The organism is Streptomyces sp. Root1310 (genome assembly GCF_001426425.1).
In the GTDB taxonomy this organism is placed as follows: domain Bacteria; phylum Actinomycetota; class Actinomycetes; order Streptomycetales; family Streptomycetaceae; genus Streptomyces.
Genome location: NZ_LMEQ01000035.1, coordinates 106,243 through 131,530, shown reverse-complemented (window position 1 = coordinate 131,530; position 25,288 = coordinate 106,243). Strand labels below are relative to the sequence as shown.

At 70.5% G+C, this 25,288-nt stretch carries 24 protein-coding genes and 1 pseudogene; 23 read left to right on the top strand and 2 right to left on the bottom strand.

Translation table 11 applies throughout. The annotated features are described in order from the left end of the window. Positions 1–6 precede the first annotated feature (6 nt). The 10 genes from ruvX to nusB all read left to right on the top strand — a co-directional run bounded on the left by ruvX (position 7) and on the right by nusB (position 9,412). Positions 7–471, top strand: coding sequence for a Holliday junction resolvase RuvX (gene ruvX, locus ASD48_RS40340; RefSeq protein WP_057607056.1), 465 nt, complete (start codon positions 7–9; stop codon positions 469–471). 124 nt (positions 472–595) lie between these two features. After that, positions 596–2,353, top strand: a complete 1,758-nt coding sequence (mltG, locus tag ASD48_RS40335; protein ID WP_079074262.1) for an endolytic transglycosylase MltG — start codon at positions 596–598, stop codon at positions 2,351–2,353. Continuing rightward, positions 2,334–3,191, top strand: coding sequence for a shikimate dehydrogenase (locus ASD48_RS40330; protein ID WP_057606904.1), 858 nt, complete (start codon positions 2,334–2,336; stop codon positions 3,189–3,191). Before mltG ends, ASD48_RS40330 begins: the two co-directional genes overlap by 20 nt. A 175-nt stretch (positions 3,192–3,366) precedes the next feature. Beyond that, a complete protein-coding gene (gene aroC / locus ASD48_RS40325) occupies positions 3,367–4,551 on the top strand; it encodes a chorismate synthase (protein WP_057606903.1) in 1,185 nt (394 codons plus the stop codon). Continuing rightward, complete coding sequence (locus tag ASD48_RS40320; protein ID WP_057606902.1) at positions 4,548–5,063, top strand: shikimate kinase; 516 nt, start codon at positions 4,548–4,550, stop codon at positions 5,061–5,063. The genes aroC and ASD48_RS40320 overlap by 4 nt, the downstream gene beginning before the upstream one ends. Beyond that, positions 5,060–6,154 carry a 3-dehydroquinate synthase gene (gene aroB / locus ASD48_RS40315; RefSeq protein WP_057606901.1) on the top strand — a complete coding sequence of 365 codons (1,095 nt, stop codon included), beginning with the start codon at positions 5,060–5,062 and terminating at the stop codon, positions 6,152–6,154. The genes ASD48_RS40320 and aroB overlap by 4 nt, the downstream gene beginning before the upstream one ends. A gap of 189 nt (positions 6,155–6,343) precedes the next feature. Further along, complete coding sequence (locus ASD48_RS40310; RefSeq protein ID WP_057606900.1) at positions 6,344–7,165, top strand: Pro-rich N-terminal domain-containing protein; 822 nt, start codon at positions 6,344–6,346, stop codon at positions 7,163–7,165. Between the two features lie 91 nt (positions 7,166–7,256). Then, positions 7,257–8,363, top strand: a complete 1,107-nt coding sequence (locus ASD48_RS40305; RefSeq protein WP_057606899.1) for an aminopeptidase P family protein — start codon at positions 7,257–7,259, stop codon at positions 8,361–8,363. 51 nt (positions 8,364–8,414) lie between these two features. After that, on the top strand, positions 8,415–8,981 hold the full coding sequence (gene efp / locus ASD48_RS40300) for an elongation factor P (protein ID WP_020128856.1): 567 nt from the start codon (positions 8,415–8,417) through the stop codon (positions 8,979–8,981). A gap of 2 nt (positions 8,982–8,983) precedes the next feature. Next, complete coding sequence (gene nusB / locus ASD48_RS40295; RefSeq protein WP_020128857.1) at positions 8,984–9,412, top strand: transcription antitermination factor NusB; 429 nt, start codon at positions 8,984–8,986, stop codon at positions 9,410–9,412. Positions 9,413–9,646: 234 nt separating this feature from the next. Here the strand turns inward: nusB and bldD are convergent, their stop codons facing one another. Continuing rightward, on the bottom strand, positions 9,647–10,147 hold the full coding sequence (gene bldD, locus ASD48_RS40290; RefSeq protein WP_020128858.1) for a transcriptional regulator BldD: 501 nt from the start codon (positions 10,145–10,147) through the stop codon (positions 9,647–9,649). A gap of 240 nt (positions 10,148–10,387) precedes the next feature. Here bldD and pyrR point away from each other — a divergent pair, with 240 nt between their 5' ends. The 13 genes from pyrR (at position 10,388) to metK (ending at position 24,793) form a co-directional block, all read left to right on the top strand. Further along, positions 10,388–10,972: a bifunctional pyr operon transcriptional regulator/uracil phosphoribosyltransferase PyrR gene (gene pyrR / locus ASD48_RS40285; RefSeq protein ID WP_057606898.1), complete on the top strand. Its 585-nt coding sequence runs from the start codon at positions 10,388–10,390 to the stop codon at positions 10,970–10,972. Positions 10,973–11,068: 96 nt separating this feature from the next. Further along, positions 11,069–12,049, top strand: a complete 981-nt coding sequence (locus ASD48_RS40280; RefSeq protein WP_020128860.1) for an aspartate carbamoyltransferase catalytic subunit — start codon at positions 11,069–11,071, stop codon at positions 12,047–12,049. Positions 12,050–12,054: 5 nt separating this feature from the next. Beyond that, positions 12,055–13,341, top strand: a complete 1,287-nt coding sequence (locus ASD48_RS40275) for a dihydroorotase (RefSeq protein WP_057606897.1) — start codon at positions 12,055–12,057, stop codon at positions 13,339–13,341. Further along, a complete protein-coding gene (locus ASD48_RS40270; protein WP_057606896.1) occupies positions 13,338–13,973 on the top strand; it encodes a hypothetical protein in 636 nt (211 codons plus the stop codon). Before ASD48_RS40275 ends, ASD48_RS40270 begins: the two co-directional genes overlap by 4 nt. Further along, positions 13,970–15,112 (top strand): glutamine-hydrolyzing carbamoyl-phosphate synthase small subunit, encoded by a 1,143-nt coding sequence (gene carA, locus ASD48_RS40265; protein WP_057606895.1) that lies wholly within the window; start codon positions 13,970–13,972, stop codon positions 15,110–15,112. Before ASD48_RS40270 ends, carA begins: the two co-directional genes overlap by 4 nt. Then, a complete protein-coding gene (gene carB, locus ASD48_RS40260; RefSeq protein ID WP_057606894.1) occupies positions 15,105–18,413 on the top strand; it encodes a carbamoyl-phosphate synthase large subunit in 3,309 nt (1,102 codons plus the stop codon). The genes carA and carB overlap by 8 nt, the downstream gene beginning before the upstream one ends. 78 nt (positions 18,414–18,491) lie before the next feature. Then, on the top strand, positions 18,492–19,598 hold the full coding sequence (locus ASD48_RS40255) for a quinone-dependent dihydroorotate dehydrogenase (protein WP_057607055.1): 1,107 nt from the start codon (positions 18,492–18,494) through the stop codon (positions 19,596–19,598). Further along, positions 19,595–20,437, top strand: a complete 843-nt coding sequence (gene pyrF, locus ASD48_RS40250) for an orotidine-5'-phosphate decarboxylase (protein WP_057606893.1) — start codon at positions 19,595–19,597, stop codon at positions 20,435–20,437. Before ASD48_RS40255 ends, pyrF begins: the two co-directional genes overlap by 4 nt. Positions 20,438–20,716: 279 nt before the next feature. After that, positions 20,717–21,040 (top strand): integration host factor, encoded by a 324-nt coding sequence (locus ASD48_RS40245; RefSeq protein ID WP_003977346.1) that lies wholly within the window; start codon positions 20,717–20,719, stop codon positions 21,038–21,040. Between the two features lie 60 nt (positions 21,041–21,100). After that, complete coding sequence (gene gmk / locus ASD48_RS40240) at positions 21,101–21,694, top strand: guanylate kinase (protein ID WP_079074259.1); 594 nt, start codon at positions 21,101–21,103, stop codon at positions 21,692–21,694. Positions 21,695–21,746: 52 nt separating this feature from the next. Next, complete coding sequence (rpoZ, locus tag ASD48_RS40235; protein ID WP_003988945.1) at positions 21,747–22,019, top strand: DNA-directed RNA polymerase subunit omega; 273 nt, start codon at positions 21,747–21,749, stop codon at positions 22,017–22,019. Positions 22,020–22,141: 122 nt separating this feature from the next. Beyond that, positions 22,142–23,344, top strand: coding sequence for a bifunctional phosphopantothenoylcysteine decarboxylase/phosphopantothenate--cysteine ligase CoaBC (gene coaBC / locus ASD48_RS40230; protein ID WP_057606891.1), 1,203 nt, complete (start codon positions 22,142–22,144; stop codon positions 23,342–23,344). 240 nt (positions 23,345–23,584) lie between these two features. Next, on the top strand, positions 23,585–24,793 hold the full coding sequence (gene metK, locus ASD48_RS40225) for a methionine adenosyltransferase (RefSeq protein WP_020128869.1): 1,209 nt from the start codon (positions 23,585–23,587) through the stop codon (positions 24,791–24,793). Positions 24,794–24,939: 146 nt separating this feature from the next. On the opposite strand, the pseudogene ASD48_RS45890 reads toward metK, so the two are convergent. Next, positions 24,940–25,197: pseudogene (locus ASD48_RS45890) on the bottom strand (hypothetical protein); the annotation flags it as partial. Positions 25,198–25,288: the final 91 nt, after the last annotated feature.

Below are 25,288 nucleotides of genomic sequence, written 5' to 3'. Positions count from 1 at the left end.
GAGCCGATGAGGAAGGGCCGTCGACTCGCGATCGACGTCGGGGACGCCCGGATCGGGGTCGCCTCGTGCGACCCCGACGGGATCCTCGCCACTCCGGTGGAGACGGTCCCCGGCCGGGACGTTCCGGCGGCCTACCGCCGGCTCGGACAACTGGTCGAGGAGTACGAGCCGATCGAGGTCGTCGTGGGTTTGCCCCGCTCCCTCAAGGGGGGCGAGGGCCCGGCCGCGGTCAAGGTCCGCGGCTTCGCGCAAGAGCTGGCGAACAGAATCGCGCCCGTATCCGTACGTCTGGTGGACGAGAGGATGACGACCGTGACGGCCAGTCAGGGACTGCGTGCCTCGGGCGTGAAGGCGAAGAAGGGCCGCTCGGTGATCGACCAGGCAGCCGCTGTGATCATCCTTCAGCAGGCCCTGGAATCCGAACGGGTGTCAGGTAAAGCGCCGGGCGAGGGCGTCGAAGTGGTCATCTGATCGCGATACGGTAACGTTCCGCGCGATGCGGCGGTGTTCGAACAGCTGCCGCACAGAGAGAGACGGAACGGTGACGGGCCGGAAAAAAGCCGCGTGATCGCCGCCTCGCGGCTCTAGGGGATCGATGACTGAGTATGGCCGGGGCCCTGGCTCCGAACCGTGGCATCCGGAGGACCCGTTGTACGGGGACGGCGGATGGGAAGGGCAGCAGGCCCCCACGGGCCATCAGCCTGCCTACGGCGGCCAGCCAGAGCACCACCACTACCCGCAGCAGCCCCAGCAGCAGGAGTACGGCGACTGGAGCCAGGGACAGGCGCAGCAGTACGACCAACAGCAGTACGGCCAGCAGCAGTACGACCCCCGGTACCAGGGCTACGACCAGCAGGAGTACGGCGCTCAGGACCAGCAGTACGCCCAGCAGAACCCGCAGGCCTACCACGAGGGGTACCAGGAGGGCGGCTGGGACGGCACGGGCACCCATGCCCACGTCCCCTTCGCCGCCGATCCCGGTGACCCCTACGGTCAGCAGGCCGCTGCCTACGGCGCCGAACAGCCCGACTTCTACGGCACTCCCGAGGCGTACCCGCCGCCGGAGCCGCCCGCCCGGCGCCGCGCGGAGCCCGAACCGGAGCCGGAGGCCGAGGCCGATCAGAAGCCCGACTGGGATCCTGGACCCGATCAGGGTGAGCACGCGTTCTTCGCGGGCGGCGGGGCCGAGGACGACGAGGACGACGACGAGCCGGAGGGCCGCGGCGACCGGCGGGGCCGGGGCGGCAAGGGCACCAAGAGCAAGAAGAGCAAGAAGGGCCGCAGCGGCTGCGCCTGTCTGGTCGTCGTGCTGGTGTTCGGCGGCGGTGTCGCAGGCGTCGGATATTTCGGCTACGACTACTACAAGAATCGTTACGCCGCGGCTCCGGACTACACGGGTAACGGCACGAAGCAGACCGTGAGCATCGAGGTGCCCAAGGGCTCCGGCGGCGCCGCCATCGGCCGGCTGCTCAAGGACGCCGGAGTCGTCAAGAGCGTGGACGCGTTCGTCTCCGCGGTCACGAACAACCCCGAGGCGGGCGGCATCCAGGCGGGCGCGTACATCCTGAAGAAGGAGATGTCCGCGAAGAGCGCCGTGGAGATGATGCTCGACCCGGCCAGCCAGGCCAATGTGATGGTCACCCCGGGCCAGCGGAACGTGTCCGTCTACAAGAACATCGACACGAAACTCGGACTTGCCTCCGGTGCCACCAGAAAAGTGGCGGAGAGCAAGTACAAGACGCTCGGCCTGCCCGCCTGGGCGAACGACAACGAGGACATCAAGGACCCGCTGGAGGGCTTCCTCTTCCCGGGCACGTACGGAGCGGCCAAGGGCATGAAGCCCGAGGCGGTACTGAAGTCGATGGTCGCGCACGCCAACGAGGTGTACGGCGAGTACGACCTCGAGGCCAAGGCGAAGACGCTCAAGCTGGAAAACCCGCTGCAGGTCATCACGGTCGCGAGCCTCGTCCAGGCCGAGGGCAAGACGCACGACGACTACCGCAAGATGGCGGAGGTCGTCTACAACCGGCTCAAGCCGACGAACGACCAGACCAACCAGTTGCTCCAGTTCGACTCGACCTTCAACTACCTGAAGGGCGAGAGCAAGATCCACATCAGCGAGTCCGAGATCAACAGCAACAAGGACCCGTACAACACGTACACCAACAAGGGCCTGACGCCGGGACCGATCGGCAACCCCGGTGAGGACGCGCTGAAGGCCACGATGAGTCCGACCACCGACGGCTGGATCTATTTCGTGGCGACCGACGGTGAGAGCAACACCGAATTCGCCAAGACCTACGCAGATTTCCAGAAACTCAAGGACAAGTTCGATGCCAGCACGGGCAACTGACGCCCGCCGGGCCGCGGTACTCGGCAGCCCCATCGTCCACTCCCTCTCCCCGGTGCTGCACCGCGCCGCGTACGAGGCACTGGAACTCACCGACTGGACGTACGACCGTTTCGACGTCGACGAGGAGGCCCTGCCGTCCTTCGTCGCCGGGCTCGGCGCCGAATGGGCCGGTCTCTCGCTGACCATGCCGCTGAAGCGCGCCGTCATCCCGCTGCTCGACGAGATCAGCGAGACGGCCGCCTCCGTCGAGGCGGTCAACACCCTCGTGTTCACCGAGGACGGCCGTCGTCTGGGCGACAACACGGACATCCCCGGCATGGTCGCCGCCCTGCGCGAGCGTGGTGTCGAACAGGTCGACTCGGCCGCGATCCTCGGCGCCGGAGCCACGGCGTCCTCCGCCCTGGCCGCCCTGCCGAGGGTCTGCACCGGCGAGATCGTCGCCTACGTCCGCAGCGCGGCCCGCGCCGCCGAGATGCGGCAGTGGGGGGAGCGGCTCGACGTCGAGGTCCGGATCGCCGACTGGGCGGACGCCGCCGACGCACTGCGTTTCCCGCTGGTCGTCGCGACCACCCCGGCCGGCGCCACGGACGCCCTCGCCGCCTCGGTGCCCGAGCGCCCCGCCACGCTGTTCGACGTGCTCTACGACCCGTGGCCGACCGAGCTGGCCGCCCGCTGGTCCATGTTCGGCGGCGCCGTCGTCAGCGGCCTCGACCTCCTGGTGCACCAGGCGGTCCTCCAGGTGGAGCAGATGACCGGCCGCGTCCCGGCGCCGGTCGAGGCCATGCGCAAGGCGGGCGAGCACGCCCTCGCCTCCCGCCGGGACACGCACCGCCCGTGACCCCGGCCCCGGATGTTCCACCGTCCGCAGGCTGGACCCTCGACCGTTTCCGGAGCGGGGACGTGGGAGGATCGGAGACGGCGGGCCAGGGCCGCGCACCCGGTCACGTCACCGACGTACGCGAAGGACGCGCGTGCGCAGAGCGCTAGCAGAGCGCGAGCACTGAGGAGCATCGTTGAGCAGGCTGCGTTGGCTGACCGCGGGGGAGTCCCACGGACCCGCACTTGTCGCGACGCTGGAGGGCCTTCCCGCCGGCGTGCCGATCACCACGGAGATGGTCGCCGACCACCTCGCGCGGCGACGGCTCGGCTATGGGCGTGGTGCGCGCATGAAGTTCGAGCGCGACGAGGTCACCTTCCTCGGGGGTGTCCGGCACGGCCTGACCATGGGCTCCCCGGTCGCCGTCATGGTGGGCAACACGGAGTGGCCGAAGTGGGAGCAGGTCATGTCGGCCGACCCGGTCGACCCGGAGATCCTCGCCGGCCTCGCCCGCAACGCCCCCCTCACCCGCCCGCGCCCCGGCCACGCCGACCTCGCCGGGATGCAGAAGTACGGCTTCGACGAGGCCCGGCCGATCCTGGAGCGCGCCTCCGCGCGGGAGACGGCCGCCCGGGTCGCGCTGGGCGCGGTGGCCCGGTCGTACCTGAAGGAGACGGCCGGCATCGAGATCGTCTCGCACGTCGTGGAGCTGGCCGCGGCGAAGGCGCCCTACGGCGTCCTGCCGACCCCCGCGGACGTCGAGAAGCTGGACGCGGACCCGGTCCGCTGCCTCGACGCGGACGCCTCGAAGGCGATGGTCGCGGAGATCGACCAGGCACACAAGGACGGCGACACCCTCGGCGGCGTCGTCGAGGTGCTGGCGTACGACGTACCGGTGGGCCTCGGCTCGCACGTGCACTGGGACCGGCGGCTCGACGCCCGCCTCGCCGCGGCCCTGATGGGCATCCAGGCGATCAAGGGCGTGGAGGTCGGCGACGGCTTCGGTCTCGCCCGCGTGCCGGGCTCGAAGGCGCACGACGAGATCGTCACCACGCCCGAGGGCATCCGGCGCACGAGCGGCCGGTCCGGCGGCACCGAGGGCGGACTCACCACCGGCGAGCTGCTGCGCGTGCGCGCCGCGATGAAGCCGATCGCGACCGTGCCGCGGGCCCTGAGGACGGTGGACGTCACCACGGGTGAGGCCACCCAGGCACACCACCAGCGCTCCGACGTGTGCGCGGTCCCGGCCGCGGGGATCGTGGCCGAGGCGATGGTCGCCCTGGTGCTCGCGGACGCGGTGGCGGAGAAGTTCGGCGGCGACAGCGTCACCGAGACCCGCCGCAACGTGCGGTCGTACCTCGACAGCCTGCACATCCGATGAGCGGGCCACTGGTCGTCCTCGTCGGCCCGATGGGCGTGGGCAAGTCCACCGTCGGGCAACTGCTCGCCGAGCGGCTCGGCGTCGCCTACCGGGACACCGACGACGACATCGTCGCCGAGGCGGGCCGCAGCATCGCGGAGATCTTCGTCGACGAGGGCGAGGAGAGCTTCCGCGCGATCGAGAAGCGGGCCGTACGGCGCGCGCTCGCCGAGCACGACGGCGTACTGGCGCTCGGCGGCGGCTCGATCCTGGACGCGGACACCCGCGCGCTGCTGGCCGGGCAGCGGGTGGTCTACCTGGCGATGGACGTCGAGGAAGCCGTCAAGCGCACCGGCCTGAACGCCGCGCGGCCGCTGCTCGCCGTCAATCCGCGCAAGCAGTGGCGCGAGCTGATGGAGGCCCGCCGTTCTCTCTACGAGGGTGTCGCCACCGCGGTCGTGACCACGGACGGCCGTACGCCCGAAGAGGTCAGCCAAGTGGCCTTGGACGCTTTGGAGTTGAAGGAAGCATGAGCAGCGAGTCCGTTACGCGGATCAGGGTCGGCGGCAGCGCGGGCTCGGAGCCGTACGAGGTCCTGGTCGGCCGTCAGCTGCTGGGCGAGCTCGGCGGGCTGATCGGCGACCGGGTCAAGCGGGTCGCCGTGATCCACCCCGAGGCGCTCGCCGACACCGGCGACGCCCTCCGCGCCGATCTGGCCGGGCAGGGCTACGAGGCCGTGGCCATCCAGGTGCCCAACGCGGAGGAGGCCAAGACCGCCGAGGTCGCCGCCTACTGCTGGAAGGCGCTCGGCCAGTCGGGGTTCACCCGCACCGACGTCGTCGTGGGCGTCGGCGGAGGCTCCACCACCGACCTGGCCGGGTTCGTCGCCGCGACCTGGCTGCGCGGGGTGCGCTGGATCGCCGTCCCGACCACCGTGCTGGCCATGGTCGACGCGGCGGTCGGCGGCAAGACCGGCATCAACACCGCCGAGGGCAAGAACCTCGTCGGCTCCTTCCACCCGCCGGCCGGCGTGCTGTGCGACCTGGCCGCGCTGGACTCCCTGCCGGTCAACGACTACGTCTCCGGGCTCGCCGAGATCATCAAGGCCGGCTTCATCGCCGACCCGGCGATCCTCGACCTGGTCGAGTCCGACCCCGAGGCCGCCCGTACCCCGGCCGGCCCGCACACCGCCGAGCTCATCGAGCGCTCCATCCGGGTCAAGGCGGACGTGGTGTCGTCCGACCTGAAGGAGTCGGGCCTGCGGGAGATCCTGAACTACGGGCACACCCTCGCGCACGCCATCGAGAAGAACGAGCGCTACCAGTGGCGGCACGGCGCGGCCGTGTCCGTGGGCATGCACTTCGCCGCCGAACTGGGCCGCCTGGCGGGCCGGCTGGACGACGCGACGGCCGACCGCCACCGCACGATCCTGGAGTCGGTGGGGTTGCCGCTGCACTACCGCTACGACCAGTGGCCCAAGCTGCTGGAGAACATGAAGGTCGACAAGAAGTCCCGCGGCGACCTGCTGCGGTTCATCGTCCTGGACGGCCTCGCCAAGCCGAACGTCCTCGAAGGCCCCGACCCGGCCGTCCTGCTGGCCGCGTACGGCGAGGTGGGCGAGTAGGAGCGCGGGACTGGCGAGCAGGTCCGCCCGCGTCCCGTTCGCCCGACTCGCTTTCCACACCGGGCACTTCGGACCGCCCCCGGCCGTTCACCAAAGGACGGTCGGGGGCGGTACCGTTCAGTAGCGAACAGGGGGTCCGCACCCCTCACAACCAGCGCCCATTGCCTGTACGAGACGGAGTGGCACCGGATGCAGCACGCAGTGGGTTCTCCGCTGCCGCCGCCCCACCAGCCGGGCGGCGCCCCCCAGCAGCAGCCGGGATACCTCGGCGCCCCCTCGGGTCCGGTCCCGCCCGCGCCCCAGCCGCCGGTGCCGCCCGTCCCGCCTCCGCCCGCCCCGCAGCACGCCCCGGTCCCGCAGGGCACCGAGACCACCGGGCATGTCCCGCTGCCGCCGGGCGGCCCCGTCCCCATGCCCAGCGCGCCGCCCGCCCCCGTCGTCCCCGACCCGACGGCCACGACGCTGGCGGTGCTGCTGATCGGCCCGGCGGGCGCCGGGAAGACGAGCGTCGCCAAGTACTGGGCCGACCACCGCCGGGTGCCCACGGCCCACGTCAGCCTCGACGACGTACGGGAATGGGTCCGCTCGGGCTTCGCCGACCCGCAGTCGGGGTGGAACGACCATTCCGAGGCCCAGTACCGCCTGGCCCGCCGCACCTGCGGCTTCGCCGCCCGCAACTTCCTGGCCAACGGCATCTCGTGCATCCTGGACGACGCGATCTTCCCCGACCGCCCGGCCGTGGGCCTCGGTGGCTGGAAACGGCATGTGGGCCCCGGGCTGCTGCCCGTCGTCCTCCTGCCCGGCCTGGAGGTCGTCCTGGAGCGCAACGCCGAACGGGCCGGCAACCGCCGCCTCACCGACGAGGAGGTGGCCCGTATCCACGGCCGCATGGCCGGCTGGTACGGCTCCGGCCTCCCCATCATCGACAATTCCCAGCTGGACGTCCCGACGACGGCGAGAGTCCTGGACGACGTGCTGGCGAGGGCGATCGCGAGCCCGCCCAAGTGGTAGAGCGCTCCCGAGCGCTCCGGTCCGAGCCGGACCGTTCCCCCGAACGCCCTCCCAACCGGCACAATCCGGCCACTCCTCCTACGCTCGTGTCATGTCAGAGGTCTACGCGTCCCGCCGCAACCGGCTGAGAGAACGCTGCAACGCGAGCGGCAGCGCCACCGCGCTGATCTCCCGCCCCGCCAACGTGAGATACCTCGCGGGTGCGGCCCCCCGTGGCGCCGTGCTGCTGCTGGGCAGACGTGAGGACGTTCTCGTCTGTGCGGACCCGCCCGACGACCGCCCGAGCGAGGGCCGGCCGGACGAGGCCCTGCGGGTCCACTGCCTGCGCCGCTCCGGAGGCGATCCGGCGGTCGCCGCCGTCGGTCTCGTCGTGGCCGAGGGCGGCGACTCCCTCGCGGTGGAGGAGCATCACCTCACGGTGGCGCGCCACCGGGAACTGCGTTCCGTCGCGCCGGGCCTGCGCCTCGCCGACCTGGCCGCAGCGGTCGAACAGCTGCGGGTGGTGAAGGACGAGGAGGAGATCTCCTGTCTGCGGATCGGCGCCGAGATCGCCGACCAGGCCCTGGGTGAGCTGCTGGAATCCATTCTGGTGGGCCGTACGGAACGGCATCTCGCCCTCGAACTGGAGCGGCGCCTGGTCGATCACGGCGCCGACGGCCCCGCCTTCGCCACCTCGGTCGCCACCGGCCCCAACTCCGGCCGGCGCGGTCACCGGCCCACCGACCGGCGGGTCGAGGAGGGCGACTTCCTTTCCGTCTGCCTGGGGGCGAGCTACCGCGGCTACCGCTGCGAGATCGGCCGCACCTTCGTGATCGGCACGTCGCCGGCCGACTGGCAGATCGAGCTGTACGACCTCGTCTTCGCTGCCCAGCGGGCCGGACGGGAGGCCCTGGCACCCGGCGCCGCCTTCCGCGACGTGGACCGCGCGGCCCGCCAGATCCTGGACTCCGCAGGGCACTCCGAGGGCCTTCCGGCGCTCACCGGGCACGGTGTCGGACTCGAAATCGAAGAGGACCCGCAGTTGTCTCCCGCGGCCATGGGTAAACTGGACGCTTGCGTGCCGGTCACCGTCGAACCGGGGGTCCACCTCCCGGGCCGGGGCGGTGTCCGGATCGATGACACGCTCGTCGTGCGCCCCGAGGCGGACGGCGGACCCGAGCTACTCACCATCACGACCAAGGAGCTGCTCGCCCTCTAGACAGGTGCGTGCACCGGGGTCGTCCACGTCAGTCCAGGAGATTCCGCAACCGTGGCTTCCACGAACGACCTCAAGAACGGCCTGGTGCTCAAGCTCGAAGGCGGCCAGCTCTGGTCCGTCGTCGAGTTCCAGCACGTCAAGCCCGGCAAGGGCCCGGCCTTCGTGCGCACCAAGCTGAAGAACGTGCTTTCCGGCAAGGTCGTCGACAAGACGTTCAACGCCGGCGTCAAGGTCGAGACGGCCACTGTCGACAAGCGCGACATGCAGTTCTCGTACATGGACGGCGAGTACTTCGTCTTCATGGACATGGAGACCTACGACCAGCTGATGGTCGACCGCAAGGCCGTCGGCGACGCCGCCAACTTCCTGATCGAGGGCTTCACGGCCACCGTGGCGCAGCACGAGGGCGAGGTGCTCTTCGTAGAGCTGCCGGCCGCCGTCGAGCTCGTCGTGCAGGAGACCGAGCCGGGCCTCCAGGGCGACCGCTCCACCGGTGGCACCAAGCCCGCCACCCTGGAGACCGGTCACCAGATCAACGTCCCGCTCTTCATCACCACCGGTGAGAAGATCAAGGTCGACACCCGCACCAGCGACTACCTCGGCCGGGTGAACAGCTAACCGTGGCTGCCCGCAACACGGCCCGCAAGCGCGCCTTCCAGATCCTCTTCGAGGGCGACCAGCGCGGAGTCGACGTCCTGACAGTCCTCGCGGACTGGATCCGGCTCTCCCGGGCCGACACCCGGCAGCCGCCGGTGAGCGAGTACACGATGCAGCTGGTCGAGGGCTACGCCGGGTACGCGCGTCGCATCGACGAGCTGATCTCGCAGTACTCGGTCGGCTGGACGCTGGACCGGATGCCGGTCGTCGACCGCAACATCCTGCGTCTCGGCGCCTACGAGCTGATCTGGGCCGACGAGACCCCGGACGCGGTCGTCCTCGACGAGATGGTGCAGCTGGCGAAGGAGTTCTCGACGGACGAGTCGCCGTCGTTCGTCAACGGCCTGCTCGGCCGGTTCAAGGAGCTCAAGCCGTCTCTGCGTCGCGAATAGCGAACGGTTCCGCAGGGAGAGCCGGGGAACGAGGGCCTCAGGAGGCCTGCGAGCCCCCTGTGGCTCGTCCGGCGGTTCCCGGCGCCCCTCGGGGCGCGCACACGCCGGAGGGCCCACAGCGCACGCTGTGGGCCCTCCGGCGTGTGACGACAAAAAGCCGGGGTGGCCGGAACCATCAGGTTCCGGCCACCCCGGCGGCACGTTTCTGCTGAGCTCTGGCGGGCCGCTGGGGCCTCAGCCCTCCTCGTGGGAGACGGCGCGACGCGCGTCCGCGTCCAGGACGCCCCAGCTGATCAGCTGCTCGGTCAGGACCGAGGGGGACTGGTCGTAGATGACGGCGAGCGTGCGCAGGTCGTCCTGGCGGATCGACAGCACCTTGCCGTTGTAGTCACCGCGCTGCGACTGGATGGTGGCCGCGTACCGCTGAAGGGGGCCCGCCTTCTCGACCGGCACGTGGGCCAGTCGCTCCAGGTCCAGGACCAGCTTCGGCGGCGGCTCGGCGGCGCCGCCCGGAGTGGTGCCCGGCAGCAGTTCCTGCACGGGAACGCCGTAGAAGTCCGCCAGCTCGGCAAGGCGCTGCACGGTCACGGCGCGGTCGCCGCGCTCGTACGAACCGACCACGACCGCCTTCCACCGTCCCTGGGACTTCTCCTCGACACCGTGGAGGGAAAGGCCCTGCTGGGTGCGGATCGCCCGGAGCTTGGCCCCGAGCTGTTTGGCGTATTCGCTGGACATATAGCTCCCCGGCACTGGGTCGACGCGGCACTGGCCGCGTGCTGGTAACTCACTGTGAGGTTACGCAGCGTGATTCTTCTGAGTCAAGCCGAATGGTCCACACCGACGCTTCCGTGGTATCGGTGGCCGGTTACGCCAGGGGGGTGATCAGGGCGGTCCTCCGGCCTGCTACCGTGGATGGCGCAAATCCGACGTCCTTTAAGGTCCGTCCCGTGAGGCGGAGAAGGAGGTCCGTTTCATATGGACAAGCAGGACATTCAGCAGGACTCCCGGCAAGCCGATGCGCGGCCCGTTCTCGAGGGCCCCGACATCGCGCGGGTACTGACCCGTATCGCCCACGAGATCGTCGAACGCGCCAAGGGCGCCGACGACGTGGTACTGCTAGGGATCCCGACCCGCGGCGTCTTCCTCGCCCAGCGGCTCGCCGCCAAGCTCGAGCAGATCACCGACCGCCGGATTCCGGTCGGCTCCCTCGACATCACCATGTACCGCGACGACCTGCGCATGCACCCGCCGCGTGCGCTGGCCCGCACCGAGATCCCCGGTGACGGCCTGGACGGCAAGCTGGTCGTCCTCGTAGACGACGTGCTCTTCTCCGGCCGTACCATCCGTGCCGCCCTCGACGCCCTGAACGACCTCGGGCGTCCGCGCGCGGTGCAGCTCGCGGTCCTCGTCGACCGCGGCCACCGGGAACTGCCCATCCGCGCCGACTACGTCGGCAAGAACCTCCCCACGTCGTTGCGGGAGACGGTCAAGGTCCAGCTCGCCGAGGAGGACGGTCGCGACACCGTGCTGCTCGGTGTGAAGCCGGCCCCCCAGCAGTAGCACGCGCGCGTACGGCCCTCGGTGCCGTGCGCCTCACAGCCGTGCCCTGCACGTCCGTGATCTCCCTTGTCTGAACTGCCTTACGGAGCCTGACAGATGCAGCGTCATCTCATCTCGGCCGCCGACCTCACCCGCGACGACGCCGTCCTGATCCTCGACACCGCCGAGGAGATGGCCCGGGTCGCGGACCGGCCCATCAAGAAACTGCCGACCCTGCGCGGCCGCACGATCGTCAACCTCTTCTTCGAGGACTCCACGCGCACGCGTATCTCCTTCGAGGCCGCCGAGAAGCGCCTCTCCGCGGACGTCATCAACTTCTCCGCCAAGGGGTCGTCGGTGTCGAAGGGCGAGTCCCTCAAGGACACCGCGCAGACGCTGGAGGCCATGGGCGTCGACGCCGTCGTCATCCGGCACGGTGCCTCCGGGGCGCCCTACCGCCTGGCCACCTCCGGCTGGATCGACGCGGTCGTCGTCAACGCGGGCGACGGCACCCACCAGCACCCCACCCAGGCACTCCTGGACGCCTTCACCATGCGCCGCCGGCTGGTCGGCCGGGACGCCGGGATCGGCCAGGACCTCGCCGGCAAGCGCATCACGATCGTCGGCGACGTGCTGCACAGCCGGGTCGCCCGCTCCAACGTCGACCTGCTGCACACGCTCGGCGCCGAGGTGACCCTGGTCGCCCCGCCCACCCTGGTGCCGGTCGGCATCGAGACCTGGCCGTGCGAGGTGTCGTACGACCTCGACAGCACGCTGCCCAAGTCCGACGCGGTGATGATGCTGCGGGTGCAGCGCGAGCGGATGAACGCCGCGTTCTTCCCCACCGAGCGCGAGTACTCGCGGCGCTACGGCCTCGACGGCGACCGCATGGCGCGGATGCCCGAGCACGCCATCGTGATGCACCCCGGCCCGATGGTCCGCGGCATGGAGATCACCGCCGAGGTCGCCGACTCCGAGCGCTGCACCGTCGTCGAACAGGTCGCCAACGGCGTGTCCATCCGGATGGCCGTCCTCTACCTGCTCCTGGGCGGCAACGAGCCCGCCGTCAGCCACGCCCGCACCACCGAGGAGAAGTAAGAACCATGAGCAAGATCCTGATCCGTGGTGCGAAGGTGCTCGGCGGAGAGCCGCAGGACGTCCTGATCGACGGCGCGGTCATCGAGGCCGTGGGCGCGGGGCTGTCCGCCGAGGGCGCCGAGGTCGTCGAGGCCGCAGGCAAGGTGCTGCTGCCGGGCCTGGTGGACCTGCACACCCATCTGCGCGAGCCGGGCCGCGAGGACTCCGAGACGGTGCTGACCGGCACCCGCGCCGCCGCCTCCGGCGGCTACACCGCCGTCTTCGCCATGGCCAACACCTTCCCCGTGGCCGACACCGCCGGTGTGGTCGAGCAGGTCTACCGGCTCGGCCAGGAGCACGGCTACTGCGACGTGCAGCCGATCGGCGCGGTCACGGTCGGCCTGGAGGGCCGCAAGCTCGCCGAGCTGGGCGCCATGCACGAGTCGGCGGCCGGCGTCACCGTCTTCTCCGACGACGGCAAGTGCGTCGACGACGCGGTGATCATGCGCAGGGCCCTGGAGTACGTGAAGGCCTTCGGCGGGGTCGTCGCCCAGCACGCGCAGGAGCCGCGGCTGACCGAGGGCGCCCAGATGAACGAGGGCGTCGTCTCCGCCGAGCTGGGGCTCGGGGGCTGGCCGGCGGTGGCCGAGGAGTCGATCATCGCCCGGGACGTCCTGCTCGCCGAGCACGTGGGCTCCCGCGTCCACATCTGCCACCTCTCCACCGCCGGGTCCGTCGAGATCGTCCGCTGGGCGAAGTCCCGCGGCATCGACGTGACCGCCGAGGTCACCCCGCACCACCTGCTGCTCACCGACGAGCTGGTGCGCAGCTACAACCCGGTCTACAAGGTGAACCCGCCGCTGCGCACCGAGAAGGACGTGCTCGCCCTGCGCGAGGCGCTCGCCGACGGCACCATCGACATCGTCGCCACCGACCACGCCCCGCACCCGCACGAGGACAAGGACTGCGAGTGGGCCGCCGCAGCCATGGGCATGGTCGGCCTGGAGACCGCGCTGTCGGTGGTCCAGGAGACGATGGTGGAGACGGGCCTGCTGGACTGGGCCGGGGTCGCGAGCCGGATGTCGTTCAAGCCCGCCCTGATCGGGCAGGCCAAGGGGCACGGGCGTCCCGTCTCGGCAGGTGAGCCCGCCAACCTCACGCTCGTCGACACGGAATACCGTGGGTCGGTGGACCCCGCGGGCTTCGCCTCGCGCAGCCGGAACACCCCGTACGCGGGGCGTGAGCTGCCGGGCCGTGTCACGCACACGTGGCTCCGGGGCAAGGCCACGCTCGTCGACGGGAAGCTCACGTGACATCTGCTGCACTACTGCTCGCGGCCGAGAGGGAATCGGCCGAAGTGACCGACTGGGCCGCGCGGATCGGCTGGGTGGTCGGCCTCGGTCTCTTCGTCGCGCTCGTCTACTGGCTGATGCGCGAGGGCTGGAAGTGGCGCGGCACCCTCCAGGGCGACCTTCCCGAGCTCCCCACCCGCCCGCCGTCCACCACCACCCTCGACCGAGGCGGCAAGCCGCCCCGGCCTGACATGCCGGACGACCCCGCTGCGGTGAGACTGGGCATGAGCGGCCGCTACCACGGCTCCACCACCGCAGGGCAGTGGCTCGACCGCATCGTGGCGCACGGTCTGGGCACCCGCAGCCGGGTCGAGCTCACCCTGACGGCCGCGGGACTGGATGTCGTACGCCCCGGCGCGACCGACTTCTTCGTCCCGGTCGCGGCACTGCGTGAGGCCCGGCTCGACAAGGGCATCGCCGGCAAGGTCCTCACCGAGGGCGGACTGCTGGTGGTGACCTGGGAACACGGCGACAGGCTGCTCGACTCCGGCTTCCGCTCGGACCACGCGGCCGAGCACGGCGCCTGGGTCGACGCCATCAACTCCATGATCGACAAGACGGAAAACCCGACGGAAACGGAAGGCGCACGATGACGACCTCCACCAGGGGAACCACCAGGGTTCCCGCCGTACTCGTCCTGGAGGACGGCCGGATCTTCCGCGGCCGTGCCTACGGGGCCGTGGGGGAGACCTTCGGCGAAGCGGTGTTCTCCACCGGCATGACCGGCTACCAGGAGACCCTGACCGACCCGTCGTACGACCGCCAGATCGTCGTCGCGACCGCCCCGCAGATCGGCAACACCGGCTGGAACGACGAGGACGACGAGTCGGACCGCATCTGGGTCTCCGGCTACGTCGTGCGCGACCCCGCGCGCGTGCCCTCCAACTGGCGCGCCCGGCGCTCCCTGGACGACGAGCTCGTCGCGCAGAGCGTCGTGGGCATCTCCGGCGTCGACACCCGCGCGCTCACCCGCCACCTCCGCGAGAGCGGCTCGATGCGCGCCGGCATCTTCTCCGGCGAGGCGGTCGGCCCGGAGACCGAGCTCCTCGCGCGCGTGCAGGCCCAGCCGCAGATGAAGGGTGCGAGCCTCTACGAGGAGGTCACCACCAAGGAGGCCTACGTCGTCCCGGCGGTCGGCGAGAAGCGGTTCACCGTGGCCGCCATCGACCTCGGCATCAAGGGCATGACCCCGCACCGCATGGCCGAGCGCGGCATCGAGGTGCACGTGCTCCCGGCGACGGCCTCGGCGGCGGAGGTGTACGCCGTCGACCCCGACGGCGTGTTCTTCTCCAACGGCCCGGGCGACCCGGCCACCGCCGAAGGCCCCGTCGCGCTGATGACCGAGGTGCTGGAGCGCAGGACGCCGCTCTTCGGTATCTGCTTCGGCAACCAGATCCTCGGCCGCGCCCTCGGCTTCGGCACCTACAAGCTGAAGTACGGCCACCGCGGCATCAACCAGCCGGTCCAGGACCGTACGACCGGCAAGGTCGAGGTCACCGCGCACAACCACGGGTTCGCCGTGGACGCGCCGCTCGACCGGGTCAGCGAGACGAAGTTCGGCCGCGCCGAGGTCTCGCACGTCTGCCTCAACGACGACGTCGTGGAGGGGCTCCAGCTGCTCGACCAGCCGGCCTTCTCCGTCCAGTACCACCCCGAAGCGGCAGCGGGCCCGCACGACGCCGCCTACCTGTTCGACCGCTTCGTTTCCCTGATGGAGGGCCAGCGTGCCTAAGCGCACCGATATCCAGTCCGTCCTGGTCATCGGCTCCGGCCCGATCGTCATCGGCCAGGCCGCCGAGTTCGACTACTCCGGCACCCAGGCGTGCCGCATCCTGCGCGCCGAGGGCCTGCGAGTCATCCTGGTCAACTCGAACCCGGCGACGATCATGACCGACCCGGAGATCGCCGACGCCACCTACGTCGAGCCGATCACCCCGGAGTTCGTCGAGAAGATCATCGCCAAGGAGCGCCCGGACGTCCTGCTGCCCACCCTGGGCGGCCAGACGGCCCTCAACACCGCGATCTCCATGCACGAGCAGGGTGTGCTGGAGAAGTACGGCGTCGAGCTGATCGGCGCCAACGTCGAGGCCATCAACAAGGGCGAGGACCGCGACCTCTTCAAGGGTGTCGTCGAGGCCGTCCGCGAGAAGATCGGGCACGGCGAGTCCGCCCGGTCCGTGATCTGCCACTCCATGGACGACGTGATCGCGGGCGTCGAGACGCTCGGCGGCTACCCCGTCGTCGTCCGACCCTCCTTCACCATGGGCGGCGCCGGCTCCGGCTTCGCCCACGACGAGGAGGAGCTGCGCCGCATCGCCGGCCAGGGCCTGACGCTCTCGCCGACCACCGAGGTGCTCCTGGAGGAGTCCATCCTCGGCTGGAAGGAGTACGAGCTGGAGCTGATGCGCGACAAGAACGACAACGTCGTGGTCGTCTGCTCCATCGAGAACTTCGACCCCATGGGCGTGCACACCGGTGACTCGATCACCGTCGCCCCGGCGATGACGCTGACCGACCGCGAGTACCAGCGGCTGCGCGACATCGGCATCGCGATCATCCGCGAGGTCGGCGTCGACACCGGCGGCTGCAACATCCAGTTCGCGGTGAACCCCGAGGACGGCCGGATCATCGTCATCGAGATGAACCCGCGCGTGTCACGGTCCTCGGCCCTGGCCTCCAAGGCCACCGGCTTCCCGATCGCCAAGATCGCGGCCAAGCTCGCCGTCGGCTACACCCTCGACGAGATCCCGAACGACATCACGCGGGAGACGCCGGCCTCCTTCGAGCCGACGCTCGACTACGTCGTCGTGAAGGCCCCGCGCTTCGCCTTCGAGAAGTTCCCGAGCGCCGACTCCACGCTGACCACGACCATGAAGTCGGTCGGCGAGGCCATGGCCATCGGCCGCAACTTCACCGAGGCCTTTCAGAAGGCGCTGCGCTCGCTGGAGAAGAAGGGCAGCCAGTTCACGTTCGTCGGCGAGCCCGGCGACAAGGACGAGCTGCTGCGCGAGGCCGTCCGGCCCACCGACGGCCGCATCAACACCGTCATGCAGGCCATCCGCGCGGGCGCCACCCCCGAGGAGGTCTTCGAGTTCACGAAGATCGACCCCTGGTTCGTCGACCAGCTCTTCCTCATCAAGGAGACCGCCGACGAGCTGGCCGCCTCCGACCGCCTCGACGTCGAGCTGCTCGCCGAGGCCAAGCGGCACGGCTTCTCCGACCAGCAGATCGCCGAGATCCGCGGGCTGCGCGAGGACGTCGTCCGTGAGGTCCGCCACACGCTGGGCATCCGCCCGGTCTACAAGACGGTCGACACCTGCGCCGCCGAGTTCGCCGCGAAGACGCCGTACTTCTACTCCTCCTACGACGAGGAGAGCGAGGTCGCGCCCCGCGAGAAGCCCGCGGTGATCATCCTGGGCTCCGGCCCGAACCGCATCGGCCAGGGCATCGAGTTCGACTACTCCTGCGTCCACGCCTCCTTCGCGCTCAGCGACGCGGGCTACGAGACCGTGATGGTCAACTGCAACCCGGAGACCGTCTCCACGGACTACGACACCTCCGACCGCCTGTACTTCGAGCCGCTGACGCTGGAAGACGTGCTGGAGATCGTGCACGCGGAGTCGCTGGCCGGCCCGATCGCCGGTGTCGTCGTCCAGCTCGGCGGCCAGACCCCGCTGGGCCTGGCGCAGGCGCTGAAGGACAACGGCGTACCGATCGTCGGCACCTCCCCCGAGGCCATCCACGCGGCCGAGGACCGGGGCGCCTTCGGGCGGGTGCTCGCCGAGGCCGGTCTGCCGGCCCCGAAGCACGGCACGGCCACCACCTTCGCCGAGGCCAAGGCCATCGCGGACGAGATCGGCTACCCGGTCCTGGTGCGGCCCTCGTACGTGCTCGGCGGCCGCGGCATGGAGATCGTCTACGACGAGACCCGGCTGTCCTCCTACATCGCCGAGTCGACCGAGATCAGCCCCACCCGGCCGGTCCTCGTCGACCGCTTCCTCGACGACGCCATCGAGATCGACGTCGACGCCCTCTACGACGGCGAGGAGCTGTACCTCGGCGGCGTCATGGAGCACATCGAGGAGGCCGGCATCCACTCCGGCGACTCGGCGTGCGCCCTGCCCCCGATCACCCTGGGCGGCTTCGACATCAAGCGCCTGCGCGCCTCCACCGAGGCGATCGCCAAGGGCGTCGGCGTGCGCGGCCTGATCAACATCCAGTTCGCGATGGCCGGCGACATCCTCTACGTCCTGGAGGCGAACCCGCGCGCGTCCCGCACGGTCCCCTTCACCTCGAAGGCGACCGCGGTGCCGCTGGCCAAGGCCGCCGCCCGGATCTCGCTGGGCGCGACCGTCGCCGAGCTGCGTGCCGAGGGGCTGCTCCCGGCGACCGGCGACGGCGGCGAGCTGCCGCTGGACGCGCCGATCTCCGTCAAGGAGGCCGTGATGCCGTGGACCCGCTTCCGGGACACCTCGGGCCGCGGCGTCGATACCGTCCTCGGCCCGGAGATGCGCTCCACCGGCGAGGTCATGGGCATCGACTCCGTCTTCGGCACGGCGTACGCCAAGTCGCAGGCCGGCGCGTACGGCCCGCTGCCCACCAAGGGCCGCGCGTTCATCTCGGTCGCCAACCGCGACAAGCGCTCGATGATCTTCCCGGCCCGTGAGCTGGTCGCGCACGGCTTCGAACTGCTCGCCACCTCCGGCACGGCCGAGGTGCTCAGGCGCAACGGCCTCACCGCGAAGGTCGTGCGCAAGCAGTCCGAGGGCACCGGCCCGAACGGCGAGAAGACCATCGTCCAGCTCATCCACGACGGCGAGGTCGACCTCATCGTCAACACCCCGTACGGCACCGGTGGCCGCCTCGACGGCTACGAGATCCGTACGGCGGCCGTGGCGCGGTCCGTGCCGTGCCTGACGACGGTCCAGGCGCTCGCTGCGGCCGTCCAGGGCATCGACGCCCTCAACCACGGGGACGTGGGCGTGCGCTCACTCCAAGAACACGCGGAACACCTGACCGCGGCCCGCGACTAGCAGCCCTCAGGGGGACACCGGAAACGGTGTCCCCCTCTTCATGACACCTCTTCGCGAGGCTCCTTGGAGGACATGATCATGTACAAGCAATTCTTCCGGCTGGTCTTCCGGCGGATGGACCCCGAGCGCGCCCACCACCTGGCCTTCCGCTGGATCCGGCTCGTCGTGCGGATCCCGGTGCTGCGCACGTTCGTCGCGGCCGCGCTGGCCCCCCGGTACGAGGAACTGCGCACCGAGGCCTTCGGGCTGCGCATGCACGGCCCCTTCGGCCTCGCCGCCGGCTTCGACAAGAACGCCGTCGCGATCGACGGGATGTCGATGCTGGGCTTCGACCACGTCGAGATCGGCACGGTCACCGGCGAGCCGCAGCCCGGCAACCCCGCCCAGCGGCTGTTCCGGCTCGTGCGGGACCGGGCGCTCATCAACCGGATGGGCTTCAACAACGAGGGCTCGCTGGCCGTCGCCGCGCGCCTGGCCTCCCGTACGCCCGTCTTCAAGCCGGTGGTGGGCGTCAACATCGGCAAGACCAAGGTCGTACCGGAGGAGGAGGCCGTCGGCGACTACGTGAAGTCGACCGAGCGGCTCGCGCCGTACGCCGACTACCTGGTCGTCAACGTGTCCTCGCCGAACACCCCGGGGCTGCGCAACCTCCAGGCCACCGAGGCGCTGCGACCGCTGCTGAGCGCCGTCCGCGAGGCCGCCGACCGGGTGGTGACCTCGCGGCGGGTCCCGCTGCTGGTCAAGATCGCGCCGGACCTGGCCGACGAGGACGTCGACGCGGTCGCCGACCTGGCCGTGGAACTCGGCCTGGACGGGATCATCGCCACCAACACCACCATCGCGCGCGAGGGCCTCGGACTGACCTCCGATCCCTCGCTGGTGAAGGAGACCGGCGGACTGTCCGGGGCGCCCCTCAAGGCGCGCTCCCTGGAGGTGCTGCGCCGCCTCTACGCGCGCGTGGGGGACCGCGTCACCCTGGTGGGCGTCGGCGGCGTGGAGGACGCCGAGGACGCCTGGCAGCGCATCCTGGCCGGTGCCACGCTGGTCCAGGGGTACAGCGCCTTCATCTACGAGGGGCCCTTCTGGGGCCGCGCGATCCACAAGGGCCTGGCCGCCCGCCTGCGGACGAGCCCCTACGCCACTCTCGCCGACGCGGTCGGCGCCGACGTGAGGAAGACGGCATGACCCTGGAGCCCTTCGGCGCGCGGCTGTGCCGGGCCATGGACGAGCGCGGCCCGCTCTGCGTCGGCATCGACCCGCACGCCTCCCTGCTCGCCGAGTGGGGCCTGAACGACGATGTCGCGGGGCTGGAGCGGTTCAGCCGCACGGTCGTCGAGGCGACGGCAGACCGGGTCGCCCTGCTGAAGCCGCAGAGCGCGTTCTTCGAGCGGTTCGGCTCGCGCGGCATCGCCGTCCTGGAGAAGACGGTTCAGGAGGCCCGGGCGGCGGGTGCCCTGGTCGTGATGGACGCCAAGCGCGGTGACATCGGCTCGACCATGGCCGCGTACGCCGAGTCCTTCCTGCACAAGGACGCCCCGCTGTTCTCCGACGCCCTGACCGTGTCGCCGTACCTCGGTTACGGATCCCTGTCCCCGGCGGTGGCGGCGGCGCGGGAGAGCGGCGCCGGGCTGTTCGTGCTGGCGCTGACCTCGAACCCGGAGGGCGGTGAGGTCCAGCACGCGGTACGGGCCGACGGACGGGACGTGGGCGCGACGATGCTGGCGCACCTGGCCGCGGAGAACGCGGGGGAGGAGCCGCTGGGTTCCTTCGGGGCGGTCGTCGGGGCGACCCTGGGCGACCTGTCGACGTACGACCTCGACATCAACGGTCCGCTCCTCGCGCCCGGCGTCGGCGCCCAGGGGGCGACCCCGGCCGACCTTCCGCGGGTCTTCGGATCCGCGGTGCGCAATGTCGTACCGAACGTGAGTCGGGGTGTGTTGCGTCACGGTCCCGGCATCGTCGCTCTGCGTGACGCGGTGGATCGATTCGCGCGAGAGGTCAGGGCGGCCGTGGACGCGGCCTGACGGGTGCCGGCCGCCCGACCGGGGGCTCGGTCGGGCGGCTCGGGGGCGACTTGAGTCTGGATACATCCTCAAATCCGGGGCACTATGTCTTAAATGTCCGGCCTGACGGAGGCTGACCAGGACTTTTCCTTGGTTCTCGCTGACTCTGGCGGAGTTGGCCGCTAGTCTCCGACGGAGAGTGAACGGGCAGCGCGTGTTGCACGTAACTCACCAGGTGTGGGGCGACTAGGTTCCTCACCGGTCCGTATCCGACAGTTCGACATCCGAGGTGACGTAGGCGTGGCTCTTCCGCCCCTTACCCCCGAACAGCGCGCAGCCGCGCTCGAAAAGGCCGCCGCGGCTCGCCGGGAGCGGGCCGAGGTCAAGAATCGACTCAAGCACTCCGGCGCCTCGCTTCACGAGGTCATCAAGCAGGGTCAGGAAAACGACGTCATCGGCAAGATGAAGGTCTCTGCCCTCCTGGAGTCGCTCCCGGGCGTGGGCAAGGTCCGCGCCAAGCAGATCATGGAGCGACTCGGCATCTCCGAGAGCCGCCGCGTGCGCGGCCTCGGTTCCAACCAGATCGCGTCCCTGGAGCGTGAGTTCGGCAGCACCGGCTCCTGATTCCCGGGTGCCGCGGGGAGGGAGTCCCGGGCACTCCGGGATTGCTGGAATAATCGCTGCATGGCAGTAAAACTCCGGGGGACGACCCCCGAAACCCCGGACGCACGTCCGCGGCTGACCGTGCTCTCCGGCCCCTCCGGGGTCGGTAAGAGCACGGTCGTCGCTCATATGCGCAAGGAACATCCCGAGGTCTGGCTCTCGGTGTCGGCGACAACCCGCAGGCCGCGGCCCGGCGAGAAGCACGGAGTCCACTACTTCTTCGTCACCGACGAGGAGATGGACAAGCTGATCGCCAACGGCGAGCTGCTGGAGTGGGCCGAGTTCGCGGGCAACCGATACGGCACTCCGCGCACCGCGGTGCTGGAGCGCCTGGAGTCGGGCGAGCCGGTCCTCCTGGAGATCGATCTCCAGGGTGCCCGGCAGGTCCGCGAGTCCATGTCCGACGCCCGGCTGGTGTTCCTGGCGCCTCCCTCCTGGGAGGAACTGGTGCGCAGGCTCACCGGGCGGGGCACCGAACCGCCCGAGGTGATCGAGCGCCGTCTGGCGGCCGCGAAGATCGAACTGGCGGCCGAGCCGGAGTTCGACGTGACCCTGGTCAACACCTCCGTCGAGGACGTCGCGCGTGAGCTGCTAGCCTTGGTCGATGTTGTGTGATTACGAGCCTGTGATCACGACCGGTCTTTTCCCATCCATCGGAAGGTAGAGCGTGTCCTCTTCCATCTCCGCGCCCGAGGGCATCATCAACCCGCCGATCGACGAGCTCCTCGAGGCCACCGACTCGAAGTACAGCCTCGTGATCTACGCGGCCAAGCGGGCCCGCCAGATCAACGCGTACTACTCGCAGCTCGGCGAGGGCCTCCTCGAGTACGTCGGTCCGCTCGTGGACACCCACGTCCACGAGAAGCCGCTCTCGATCGCCCTCCGCGAGATCAACGCCGGTCTGCTGACGTCCGAGGCCGTCGAGGGCCCCGCTCAGTAGTATTTTCGGCTCACAGTGGGTTTTTCCACAGGCCCGGCAGCACGGCTGCCGGGCCTGTGGTGTCTGATGGACTCGTACGCCGGGAGCCGCGGCGTACGTTTTCCGAGGTCCGGGGAGAGACGGTGGACAAGCCGAAGGTCGTTCTGGGGGTCACGGGGGGCATCGCCGCCTACAAGGCCTGTGAGCTGCTGCGCAGACTGACCGAGTCGGGCCATGACGTCCGGGTGGTCCCCACCGCGTCCGCGCTGCACTTCGTCGGCGCCGCCACCTGGTCCGCCCTCTCCGGCCACCCCGTCTCCACGGAGGTCTGGGACGACGTCCACGAGGTCCCGCACGTCCGCATCGGCCAGCACGCCGACCTGGTGGTCGTCGCCCCGGCCACGGCGGACATGCTCGCCAAGGCCGCCCACGGCCTCGCCGACGACCTGCTCACCAACACCCTCCTGACGGCCCGGTGCCCGGTCGTCTTCGCCCCCGCGATGCACACCGAGATGTGGGAACACCCGGCCACCCAGGAGAACGTGGCGACACTGCGCCGCCGGGGCGCCGTCGTGATCGAGCCCGCCGTCGGCCGGCTCACCGGTGTCGACACCGGCAAGGGGCGGCTGCCCGACCCGGCCGAGATCTTCGAGGTCTGCCGCCGGGTCCTGGCCAGGGGAGTGCGCGAACCCGACCTCGCCGGCCGGCATGTCGTGGTCAGCGCCGGCGGCACCCGCGAGCCCCTCGACCCGGTCCGCTTCCTCGGCAACCGCTCCTCGGGCAAGCAGGGCTACGCCCTCGCCCGCACCGCCGCCGCCCGGGGCGCCCGCGTCACGCTGATCGCGGCGAACACCGGCCTGCCCGACCCGGCCGGCGTCGACGTCGTCCAGGTCGGCACGGCCGTACAGCTGCGCGAGGCGGTCCTGAAGGCGGCCGCGGACGCCGACGTGGTCGTCATGGCGGCCGCCGTGGCCGATTTCCGGCCGGAGACGTACGCGGCCGGAAAGATCAAGAAGCAGGACGGCCGGGAACCGGACCCCATTGTTCTTGTACGAAATCCGGACATCCTCGCGGAGGTCTCCGCCGACCGGGCGCGCTCCAACCAGGTGGTTGTCGGCTTCGCAGCCGAGACCGACGAGGTCCTGGCCAACGGCCGGTCGAAGCTGCGGCGCAAGGGCTGCGATCTGCTGGTGGTGAACGAGGTGGGGGAGCGCAAGACCTTCGGCTCCGAGGAGAACGAAGCGGTCGTGCTCGGCGCCGACGGCACCGAAACCCCCGTGCCGTACGGGCCCAAGGAGGCCCTGGCCGAAACCGTGTGGGACCTGGTGACGCGGCGCCTGGCCTGACTGTTTGATGCGCTTCCCCGTCGTCCTCCCGCTCGGTCGATTCGGGTGTGGCGCCCCTGGCCAACGGTGCTCGGCATTCGGCAGAATGCCCGTGCCGCAGGTCACAGCGCTCCCGAGAGGCGAGACGGGTGGCCCGATGGAGGGGCACGACCGATAAACTGTTCACGGACGACGCCGGGCGCAGCTCCTGTCGCGTCCGCCAATGATCAGCCAGCAGCCGCTGCAACCCCAGGGAGCGTTGTGTCCCGTCGCCTGTTCACCTCGGAGTCTGTGACCGAGGGTCACCCCGACAAGATCGCTGACCAGATCAGCGACACCATTCTCGATGCCCTGCTGCGCGAGGACCCGGCCTCCCGGGTCGCCGTCGAGACCCTGATCACGACCGGTCTGGTGCATGTGGCCGGCGAGGTCACCACCAAGGCCTACGCGCCGATCCCCCAGCTCGTGCGCGACAAGATCCTCGAGATCGGCTACGACTCCTCGAAGAAGGGCTTCGACGGCGCCTCCTGCGGCGTCTCGGTGTCCATCGGCGCGCAGTCCCCGGACATCGCCCAGGGTGTCGACACGGCGTACGAGAACCGCGTCGAGGGCGACGAGGACGAGCTGGACCGCCAGGGCGCCGGTGACCAGGGCCTGATGTTCGGCTACGCGTCGGACGAGACGCCGACCCTGATGCCGCTGCCGATCTTCCTGGCGCACCGGCTGTCGAAGCGTCTGTCGGACGTCCGCAAGAACGGGACCATCCCCTACCTGCGTCCCGACGGCAAGACCCAGGTCACCATCGAGTACGACGGCGACAAGGCCCTGCGTCTCGACACGGTCGTCGTCTCCTCGCAGCACGCGAGCGACATCGACCTGGACTCCCTGCTGGCGCCGGACATCCGCGAGTTCGTGGTGGAGCCGGAGCTGAAGGCGCTCCTGGACGAGGGCATCAAGCTCGACACCGAGAACTACCGCCTGCTGGTCAACCCGACCGGCCGCTTCGAGATCGGCGGCCCGATGGGCGACGCCGGTCTCACCGGTCGCAAGATCATCATCGACACCTACGGCGGCTTCGCCCGGCACGGTGGCGGCGCCTTCTCGGGCAAGGACCCGTCCAAGGTCGACCGCTCGGCGGCGTACGCGATGCGCTGGGTCGCGAAGAACGTGGTGGCCGCGGGTCTCGCCGCGCGCTGCGAGGTCCAGGTCGCCTACGCGATCGGCAAGGCCGAGCCGGTGGGTCTCTTCGTGGAGACCTTCGGCACCGCCAAGGTCGACGCCGAGAAGATCGAGAAGGCCATCGACGAGGTCTTCGACCTCCGCCCGGCCGCGATCATCCGGGACCTGGACCTGCTGCGTCCGATCTACGCCCAGACCGCCGCGTACGGCCACTTCGGCCGTGAGCTGCCCGACTTCACGTGGGAGCGCACGGACCGCGTGGACGCGCTGCGCAAGGCCGCGGGACTGTAGGTCCTCACCGGCACCACGCCGAGGCCCGGCCTCCTCTCAGGGAGGCCGGGCCTCGGCGTTCGCGCAGGGGCACCGCCGCGGGTGGCCGGTCCGCTCCCGGCGGTGGTCGCCGAACTGAACCCCGGCTCGCCCCGACCGATCCGGCGACAGGCGGTGGCGACGGGCATCCCGTCCTCGTCGGTGAACGCCGGATCCTCGACGCAGGACCGGAACACCTCGGGGACGTCGTCCAGCACGCCCGGCCGCGGGCCGTCCTGCGCGTAGGGGCTCATGGGCGACTCGCGGGCGAAGCGGCGGGCGGCCCCCTCCGGGCTCAGGATCGCCTCCGGCACGGCCGGCGAACGGCAGAGGTCCCGCAGGAGAGCGACGGCGGGCAGCTTCCGGGCGACGTCTCGAACGGTCACGGACGTCTCGAACGGTCACGGTCGTATGCGACCGCCTGCGGGCGCCGGACGGGGAACAGAGCTTCGGCGGAAGGACCGTTGTCAGTGGCGT